3 protein-coding genes and 1 pseudogene are annotated in these 10448 nt (G+C 42.4%); all 4 read left to right on the plus strand.

All coding sequences use genetic code 11. The features are described from left to right. Positions 1 to 93 precede the first annotated feature (93 nt). Positions 94 to 393, plus strand: coding sequence for a hypothetical protein (locus ACLU24_RS13775; RefSeq protein ID WP_015512771.1), 300 nt, complete (start codon positions 94 to 96; stop codon positions 391 to 393). 15 nt (positions 394 to 408) lie between these two features. After that, positions 409 to 5703 (plus strand): annotated as a pseudogene (locus ACLU24_RS14665) (N-6 DNA methylase); the annotation flags it as partial. Positions 5704 to 6437: 734 nt separating this feature from the next. Continuing rightward, positions 6438 to 8315, plus strand: coding sequence for a group II intron reverse transcriptase/maturase (ltrA, locus tag ACLU24_RS13790; RefSeq protein ID WP_271834742.1), 1878 nt, complete (start codon positions 6438 to 6440; stop codon positions 8313 to 8315). Positions 8316 to 8441: 126 nt separating this feature from the next. Continuing rightward, positions 8442 to 10367, plus strand: coding sequence for a helicase-related protein (locus tag ACLU24_RS13795; RefSeq protein ID WP_412613250.1), 1926 nt, complete (start codon positions 8442 to 8444; stop codon positions 10365 to 10367). Positions 10368 to 10448 lie beyond the last annotated feature (81 nt).

The raw sequence follows: 10448 nt of genomic DNA on the forward strand, positions 1-10448 counted from the left end.
TTATGGAGCTTCAGAAGAATACAAAGTCCGGTAAACTCTTTTCGTATTTGGGCGGCGGTTCTGATGAAGCAACAAAAATGAGAGGTAAGGAAAATGAAGCAACAGGAGAATAGAGCAGAGCCGCAGGAAAAGCAAATTCGATTTATAGACAGTCATTACAATTTGAAATTCTATATTCCCGATGGAGGGAAAATCAGGATTACTTTTCGTGATGGACACACAGCAGACAGAGTGTGCAAGTATATTGATGACTACCATTTGTATGTCGGAAATTGCTGCTATCATATATGCGAGTTTGCTGAAAAAATGGAGCTTAGTGGAAGTAAAGTTGAACCTGTCAATCAATCCGAACCGTCAAAAAACAAGACCAGAAACAGAGAAAAACAGCGATAAGGAGGTGCAAGAGTAATGGCACGAAAATATGACCTTATTTCTGAGCTTTACAACCGCACCTGCAAAACGGTTGTGTCAAATCCTCAGAACTGGCAGGCATTCTTAGCTTCGGCTTGCCGAAATTATAAGTTACGTTATGACGAACAGCTTCTTGTATATGCACAGCGACCCGATGCAACAGCGGTTCTTGAGATAGAGCAGTGGAACAAAATTTTTGGCAGATGGGTCAACCGAGGTGCAAGAGGTATTGCTGTTTTTGCTGATGAAAACCGTTCACGGCAAAGACTGACACATTACTTTGATATTTCAGATACTCACGAAAGCAGATATTCAAGAACAGTCCCGATTTGGGATATGCGTCAGGAATACGAAGCTGATGTGATTGAAACATTGGAAAGCACTTTCGGAGAGATTGAGAATAAGAGCAGTCTTGCCGAAGCAATTATGGGAGCAGCAAGAAATGCGGCAGAGGATAATATCCCTGATTATCTGCAAGACCTTTACTATGCAACCGAGGGCAGTTCCTTTGAGGAAGTGGAAGAGGATATTGTGGCTTTCATTTATAAAAATGTCGTGACAAACAGTGTGGCATATATGATGATGTCAAGGCTCGGTGTTGATACGGACGGTTATTTTGAACTTGATGATTTCAGAGATGTTACCAACTTCAATACGCAGGAAACACTCAATGCACTTGGATTTGCTACCAGTGATATTGCAGAAATGGGATTGACGGAAATATCTAAAACAATTACTGCACTCAACCGTCAAAATCGCATAATTGTCGGTCAGGACAGAAATGAATACAATAAGGTTGAAAATAACGACGAAAGGAGTTTGGACAATGAACGAACTGACCTACACGATGGTGGGCGATTACAGCCTTCCGAACCTGAAACTTCCACAGCAGCCGGAAGTGACGTTGGGCAGATACGCTCAGATGAGGAGAGAGTTTCTGAAGGAACATCACAGAGTCCTTTACTACAATCTCCTGACGAGGGGCGAACTGACACAGCACTTGGCGGAAGTGGAACAGAGAGCCAGCAAGATGGAGGAAACAATCCTGAGCCAGATGGCACAGAAAGAGGGAGTGACCGAACAGATGAAAGCGGAGGATATGATGAAATGGGTTCGTCTGATGAACTCCCTTCGCAATTCGGCACAGGAAATCGTGAAAGCGGAAGTGATATTCGCTTAGAGTATTACGACAGAACGCACGAGGATAAAAGCCTTCCGTTCTTTGGACGTGATGAAGTAATCAATGAAATTCTCAGAACGACACCACATTTGTCAGCAAGTCTGGAAGAAATCAAAGATTATTATGAACGCAATCCAGATAACAAAGACCGCACAGAGTATATAAAGAGTATTTTCAATAATGATTATACTGAGCTTACTTTAGAGGACGGCAGGACAGTAGGGTACAAGACCTTTGAAAACGTCCTGCATTTGTGGGAGGGCAAATACGACAGCAGAACCGCACAGAGCTTTTATGATTGGGCTGTTATTGCCCGACACTTTGAAGCTATGCGATTACTGGGAGAATTAAGTGACAGCATAAAACCATTACCGTCAATGGACGGTCAGATGACATTCATATTAGACGGTCGGGCAGAGGAAAAGAAAACCTCTGCCTTTACTTTTTCTCAGGAGATTATCGACGCTGTTCTTGCGAATGGAAGCGGATTTTCTGAGGGAAAAATGCGTATTTATGAGCAGTTTGAAAAAAGTCTTTCTGCAAAAGAAAATGCCGACTTCTTGAAAAATGAATATGGTTGGGGCGGTTCTTATCCCGTCATAATCGGGGCAGGCATTGATGAGAGCCACGATGGAAAAGGTATTACGATTACGAAAGGCATCGGTAAAGAAAATCCACATATCACACTTTCGTGGTCGCAGGTGGAGAAGCGTATCGGGGAACTTATCCGAATGGACAGATACTTAAATCCAAAGGAAAAAGAACGCTATCCTCAGTGGCTTGAAAGTCAAGAGGAACACAGAGCCAAAATCGAGGAAACGAAAAGAAATCGTGAGATACTTTCTAATGCACCACCGGAGCAAGAGGTCGAACCAACCGAAAAAGAACCTGAAGAAGCAGAACAGCTACAAGATGTGCAGTATGAATATCATCTTGGCGATAAGGTGTATATCGGTGCTTCTGAGTACGAAATCTTATCTGTTGATGATGAGAGAGTAATGCTCTATGACTATGATATGCCACTGTTCAATAAGGAATTTTCACGCACAGAGTTTGACAGAAAAGTGCGAGAGAATCCGATGAATGAGCATTTGATTGTAAAGGAAGAACCTGCCGAAGAAAGAAATGAAAAAGAGCCTGAGCCGTTAGTTCCCGCTTGGGAGCAGAAGAAAAAAGTCAAAGGCTTTGACTTGCACCCTGATGTGCCTATGGCAGACCGTCACACCTTTAATCTTAGAGAAAATGAGGTTGAAACGGTTGGTAAAAAGGAACGCTTCCGCAGAAATATTATGGCGATACAGCTTCTTAAAAAATGTCAGGAAGAAAACAGATTTGCCACTCCTGAAGAACAGATTATCTTATCAAAGTATGTCGGTTGGGGTGGGCTTTCAGAAGCCTTTGATGAAAATAATTCAGCGTGGGCAACGGAATATCTGGAACTTTCTTCGGTATTAACACCGGAGGAATATGCTTCGGCAAGAGAAAGCACGTTGACTGCGTTCTACACGCCGCCTGAAGTTATCACAGCCATTTATAAGGCAATGGAGCAGATGGGTTTTAAGGAAGGCAACTTGTTAGAGCCGTCCTGCGGTATCGGTAATTTCATCGGTATGCTACCGGACGCAATGCAAGACAGTAAGATTTACGGTGTGGAACTTGATACGATTTCCGCAGGGATTGCACAGCAGCTTTATCAGAAAACAACCATTGCGGCACAAGGATTTGAAGAAACCAATCTGCCGGACAGCTTCTTTGATGGAGTGGTTGGCAATGTGCCTTTTGGAGATTTTAAGGTGTTAGATAAAAGGTACGACAAGCATAAGTTCCTGATACACGATTACTTTTTTGCCAAGTCCCTTGATAAGTTAAGACCCGGCGGTGTGATGGCTCTTGTAACGAGCAAAGGCACAATGGATAAGGAAACTTTAGCAGTACGAAAGTATATTGCACAGAGAGCAGAGCTTCTTGGAGCAATTCGATTGCCGAATAATACCTTTAAGGGTAATGCAGGAACGGAAGTCGTTTCGGATATTCTTATCCTGCAAAAGCGTGACAGACTGATAGATATTGAGCCGGATTGGATTCATCTTGATACCGATGAGAACGGAATTAAGATGAACTCTTATTTTGTGCAGCACCCCGAAATGATACTTGGAGAAATGAAAATGGTATCGGGGCGTTTCGGTATGGAAGCAACTTGTGTGCCGTATGAAAATGCAGACCTTGCAGCACAGCTTGATGAAGCAGTAGCAAACATTCACGGAGAAATCACGGAATATGAAGCCGAGGAAGAACTGGAGGAGGAAGATAATTCTATTCCGGCAGACCCGGCAGTGAGAAACTTTTCATATACGGTGGTAGACGATAAAATCTATTATCGTGAAAATTCCCGTATGACTCCGGTGGAAGTGTCGGCAACCGCAGAGAACCGAATTAAGGGTATGATTGCTATTAGAAATTCCGTCAGAACGCTGATTGAATTGCAGACAGAAGATTACCCTGACAGCGAAATCAAAGCGGAGCAGGAGCGATTAAACAGACTTTATGATACCTTTTCAGGTAAGTACGGACTTATTAATAGCCGTGCAAATACCTCTGCTTTTTCGCAGGACAGTTCATTCTCTTTGCTTTCCGCATTGGAGATAATCGGAGAGGACGGAGAACTGGAACGTAAGGCTGATATGTTTTCTAAGAGGACAATTAAGCCGCATACTCCGGTTACTTCTGTTGATACGGCAAGCGAAGCGTTGGCGGTATCTCTTGGAGAAAAAGCCACGATTGATATGGACTATATGATGGAGCTTTCCGGTAAATCGGAGAATGAAATCTTTGAGGACTTAAAGGGTGTTATCTTCCTAAACCCGCTTTATGAGTATGGAAATTCTTACGAACCGAAGTATCTGATGGCTGATGAATACCTTTCGGGTAATGTCAGGGAAAAGCTGAAGATTGCAAAGAACTCGGCAGAACTCTATCCGGAAGATTATAAGGTCAATGTAGAAGCACTTCAAAAGGTGCAGCCGAAAGACCTGACTGCAAGTGAAATTTCCGTGCGACTTGGTGCAACTTGGTTGCCACCGGACGATGTGCAGGAGTTTATCTTTCATTTGCTTGAAACACCACGCTATGCACAGTGGAATATCAAAGTTCACTTCTCTCCATTTACGAGTGAGTGGAATATTGAGGGCAAATCCTATGACAAAGGAAATGTAAGGGCATATAACACTTACGGAACTTCCCGCATCAATGCCTATAAGATTATTGAGGAAACGCTGAATTTAAAAGATGTGCGTATCTTTGATTATATCGAAGATGATGAGGGAAAGAAAAAGGCTGTCCTAAATAAAAAGGAAACAGCGATTGCTCAGTCGAAGCAGGAAATGATTAAGCAGGAATTTCAGGACTGGATATGGTCTGACCCTGAACGAAGGGAAAGGCTTTGCAAATCTTACAATGAGAAATTCAATAGCGTCAGACCTCGTGAGTATGATGGAAGTCATATCATTTTCAATGGTATGAACCCTGAAATTGAACTCAGGGAACATCAGAAAAATGCGGTTGCCCATATCCTTTACGGAGGAAATACGCTTCTTGCACACGCAGTCGGAGCAGGAAAAACTTTTGAAATGGTGGCGGCAGCACAGGAGTCGAAAAGGCTTGGGCTTTGTAACAAGTCACTGTTTGTTGTACCAAATCACTTGACCGAACAATGGGCGGCTGAGTATTTGCAGCTCTATCCGGCGGCGAATATCCTTGTCGCAACAAAGAAAGATTTTGAAACCAAGAATCGTAAAAAGTTCTGCGGCAGGATTGCAACCGGAGATTATGACGCCGTTATTATCGGACATTCACAGTTTGAGAAAATCCCGATGTCCATTGAAAGACAGAGGGCAATCTTAGAACAGCAGCTTGAGGAGATAACCGGAGGAATTGCGGAACTCAAGCGAAACCGAGGGGAAAACTTCTCCATAAAGCAGCTTGAAAAGTCAAAGAAATCTATCAGGCAGAAACTTGATAAACTCAATGACCAGACGAAAAAAGATGATGTTGTAACCTTTGAGGAACTTGGTGTAGACAGGCTTTTTGTTGATGAAAGCCATTATTACAAGAACCGTGCGAAACGTTGTCGCACAAGGTAAGTCTGATAAACTTACCGAAATCGACCGACAGAAATCACTTAGAAATAAGAATGAACTGTTAGAACTTAAATCTCGAAATCAAGGGAGAATTACCCTTGCCACACAGAAACAACACTGATGATAGCATATCAAAGCTATAGGTGGTGTGCGAGATAATACTTCACTATGCGAGGTGGCTGTATCCACCCACGTATAAAGCGTGAAGAAGTCGTAACTTGAAGTCCTAAGTCCTGCGGGATATGGAATATATAGTGCGGTCTTCCGAAGACTATGGTTACACGTAGAAGAAGCTATGCAGCATCGTAAGAGTAGTAGGCGTCCGAAAGGACGAAAGATTAGGGAAGAGTGTATTGCTGGTTTTTCAATACATTCCTGTATGAATGAAATATCATACAGAGTACACAACAACTATGTTTCAAAGTGTATTTGTCCCTACGGTGTAAGGTAGCAACCTAAGGTCTTCAAGTAGTTAAATCTACAAAAGGATAGAGATTTAGGAACGTTTGAGAGCTTGTGTGGGAGCTGTACAGAGTGATGAAAACACAAGAAGTCAGCAGTCCCATAGTAGTCTGAGATTGGGAAAGCCAGTCACAAGAGTTGAAATACTCATGGCGAAGGGGACTAGTCAAACTAATTTACAAATTTCACAAAATAAGAAAAGAAAAACTCCCTGAAATATGGGTGACGAACTGCGAGGTGATAGCCTTGTGCATTTGAACGTCAGATTTTCAACAGAAGCGGAATTAAAACAGACCTTAGATTTTCTTTATGTAAAATCGAAAGAAGGAATCTCTTTCACAGGTCTTATTGAAGCAATGGTAAATGAAGTTACTATTGTTACCGCAATTCATAACATTAAGTCTAATAAAGGCAGTAAAACGGCTGGCGTAGACCAGATGAAAATGGACAAATATCTGCAAATGCCAAAAGAGGAACTAATTGCACTAATAAGAGATAATTTCAGTAATTACAGACCGAAGCCAGCAAAAAGAGTATATATCCCGAAAAAGAATGGAAAGAAACGCCCACTGGGTATTCCAACAGTTTTGGACAGAATTATACAGGAATGTGTGAGAATTATTATTGAGCCTATATGTGAAGCAAGATTTTATCCGCACAGTTACGGATTTCGACCTTACAGGGCACAGAAACACGCTGTCAGAGATATTATCAATGTCATCAATGCTTCTACTTATTCAAAAGACCAGCCTGTATGGGCGGTTGAAGGAGATATTAAAGGGTGTTTTGACAATATCGACCACAGAATCCTGTTACAGAAGATATGGCGTATTGGAATCCACGATAAAAGAGTGATTAAAATCATACAACAGATGTTAAAGGCTGGATATATAGAAAGCGGTGCTAGGAATGATACAAAACTCGGCACAATGCAGGGCGGAATTTTATCTCCATTGCTGTCAAATGTATATCTGAATGATTTTGACTGGTATGTAGGAAGAATGTATATGGAACCCCATAGGAAATGCAAACATAAGTGTAATGATACACGACGATTGAAATGGTTGGGAGTAACTCCAAAGTACAATTTTCGTTTTGCAGATGATTGGGTTATCTTAACATCAACAGAACAGGAAGCATACCGATTAAAACGTGTGATGACAAAATATTTTAGAAATAAAATGAAACTGGAATTATCACAGGAAAAGACGTTTGTAACAGACCTTAGAACGGAGGGAATCCATTTCCTCGGTTTTGTGGTCAAAGCGGAGAAAAAGAGGAAAACCCCTGACCCCCAAACGTGGACGGAAAATCTGGTGGGTAAACCATTACCAGACATGGAGCGATTGAAAGATAAAATACAGAAGATTGCTGACGAAGTCCGAGTGATTGGAGAATCCACAGAAAGGAGCGTACAGGCGGCACAGATACAGCGTGTGAATTCCATGATAGTGGGGCTAGCACAGTATTTACAACCCTCAATATGCTCTCATGCTCTTCATATCATAGACAGAAGAATCAATAATACAGCATTGGCAGTATGGAAAAAGAGATTTCCCAGACACTACAATAAGTATCAAATACCAATGGAAAAGCTCTGTAACCTACCGCATAGGCATGAGGGATACAAAAGTAAAACATTTGCTGTTCCGATTGAGGGAGAATGGTTTGGAATTACTATGGCGTTTATTACCCATAGTAAGTATGAAAGCAAGCCATTCGACCAACGCATGACACCTTATACGGAGGAGGGCAGACGAATTTACAGTTATTACCGTAGCAGAAGCAAGCCTCTTCCATGTGATAGACCGTCAGTGAATACCGCAAGGGATATACAGCTTTCGGTCTATGCAAAGACCGTATATAATTTTGAATACTTCATGAACAGGGAATATGCGTACAACAGAGATAAAGGCAAGTGTAAGTGCTGTAAGAAACCGCTGTTTTTAGATAACAAAAAGTATTGTTATCACGTCAAAGGGGAACTTCCGTTAGGAAAAGTAAACAAAGTGCAAAATCTTGTATGGCTATGCAATGACTGTTATCGAATGGTCAACAACGGTCCGATACCGCCAAACATAGATGAAAAGGTATTAAAGAAGATTCAAAAGTATAAACAAAAGTGAAATTTGTAAGCACGATATGTACTGTGAGGGCATAAAGTGTTGAACCCCGATGGAGGGTAGTAAGTTAGTTTGATGGTACGCCGGGTGCGATGAAAGTTGCACGCCCGGTGTGGGGTGGGGGAAAAGGTGGAGATAGCTTCAAAGCCTTACCTATCACTATTTTATCTTTATACAAAAATGCGTAATGTGGGCGGTATCGCACAGACGGAAGCACAGAAATCTTCCGACCTCTTTATGAAGTGTCGTTACCTTGACGAGATTACCGGAGGTCGAGGAACCGTATTTGCAACGGGTACACCTATCTCAAACAGTATGGTGGAACTCTATACGATACAGCGATATTTGCAGTATAACACGCTTGTGAAAAATGGGTTGCAGCACTTTGACGCCTGGGCTTCCACTTTCGGAGAAACCATTACGGCAGTGGAACTTACACCGGAAGGAACAGGATACAGAGCAAAGACAAGGTTCGCAAAATTCTATAACTTGCCTGAACTAATGGCGATGTTCAAGGAGATAGCGGACATTAAGACAGCGGATATGTTGAACCTGCCAGTACCGGAAGCAAAGTACCATAACATTGCAGTAAAGCCGTCAGAAATGCAGAAAGAAATGGTTGCTTCCCTTGCAGAGAGAGCTGAGCAGGTGCGTGGCGGCGGTGTGGATTCAAGTGTAGATAATATGCTGAAAATCACGAATGATGGAAGAAAACTGGCTCTTGACCAGCGTATGCTAAACGATATGCTGCCTGATTTTGAGGGCAGTAAAATCAATGCCTGCGTCGATAACATCTATCGAATATGGGAAGAAAATGCCGACAAGAAATCGGCACAGCTTGTGTTCTGTGACCTTTCCACGCCGAAGAATGACGGCACATTTTCCGTCTATAACGACATTAGGAAAAAGCTGATTGAGAGAGGTATTCCTGAAAGTGAAGTAAAATTTATACACGAAGCCGACACGGATATGAAGAAAAAGGAACTGTTCCAAAAGACACGCAAGGGAGAAGTCAGGGTGCTTCTTGGCTCTACTCAGAAGATGGGAGCAGGAACGAATGTGCAGGATAAACTTATCGCACTTCACGATGTGGATTGTCCGTGGCGACCTTCAGATTTGGAGCAGCGTTCCGGTAGAATTGTCCGTCAAGGCAATGAAAATCCGCAGGTTGATATTTACCGTTATGTAACAGAGCAGACCTTTGATGCATACCTCTATCAGCTTGTGGAAGGTAAGCAGAAGTTCGCAAGTCAGATTATGACGAGCAAATCTCCGGTCAGGTCGGCAGAGGATATTGATGAAACCGCACTGTCCTATGCAGAGATAAAAATGCTTGCAACAGGCAATCCATATATCAAAGAAAAGATGGACTTAGACATTCAGGTGCAGAAGCTGAAGATGTTAAAATCCAATTTCTTATCGGAGAAATATGGACTGGAGGATAAGGTCATCAAGTTCTACCCACAACAGATTGCTTACTTGAAATCCCGTGTAGAGGGACTTACAAAAGATGTTGAAACAGCAAAATTACACCCGAAACCGATAGACGAGCAGCCGCTTGGAATGACGGTATCGGGTGTTTCTTATTCCGAAAAAGCCGAAGCAGGTCAGGCAATCATCAATGCCTGCAAGTCAATGAACAGTCCCGATGCGATACCACTTGGCGAGTACCGTGGCTTTCAAATGGAACTGTATTTTGATACGGTTCAGCGTAATTATGTTGTGAAATTAAAAGGCGAAACAAGCAGAGATGTACCGCTTGGCGATGATTCTCACGGTAATATCGTGAGAATAGATAACGGCATTGAACGCTTTGAAGAAGCACTTGCTGATACGAAAAATAGCCTTGAAAATACGGAAAAGCAATTTGAAACAGCGAAGCAGGAAATCGAAAAGCCGTTTGCCAAAGAGGAAGAATTGAAGGCAAAAACTGCTCGACTTGATGAGCTGAATATCCTGCTCAATATGGATAAAAAGGAAAATGAGATTGTCGGCGGAGAGCCTGATGAGGGCGAAGCAGTCGGCGGCAGAAAGGAGAAATCGTATGAGAGATAAACAGAAAGGCGGTGGTCGATATGCCATTTATCGCACCTGAGTTAATCATTCAGGCGAAGCAGATGGACTTATTAACCTACC

The sequence above is a fragment of the Pseudoruminococcus sp. genome, from assembly GCF_047012705.1.
Lineage (GTDB): Bacteria > Bacillota > Clostridia > Oscillospirales > Acutalibacteraceae > Pseudoruminococcus.

Coding starts and splice junctions, on each gene's coding strand:
- ACLU24_RS13775 (WP_015512771.1), top strand. CDS start 94: ATGAAGCAACAGGAGAATAGAGCAGAGCCGCAGGAAAAGCAAATTCGA.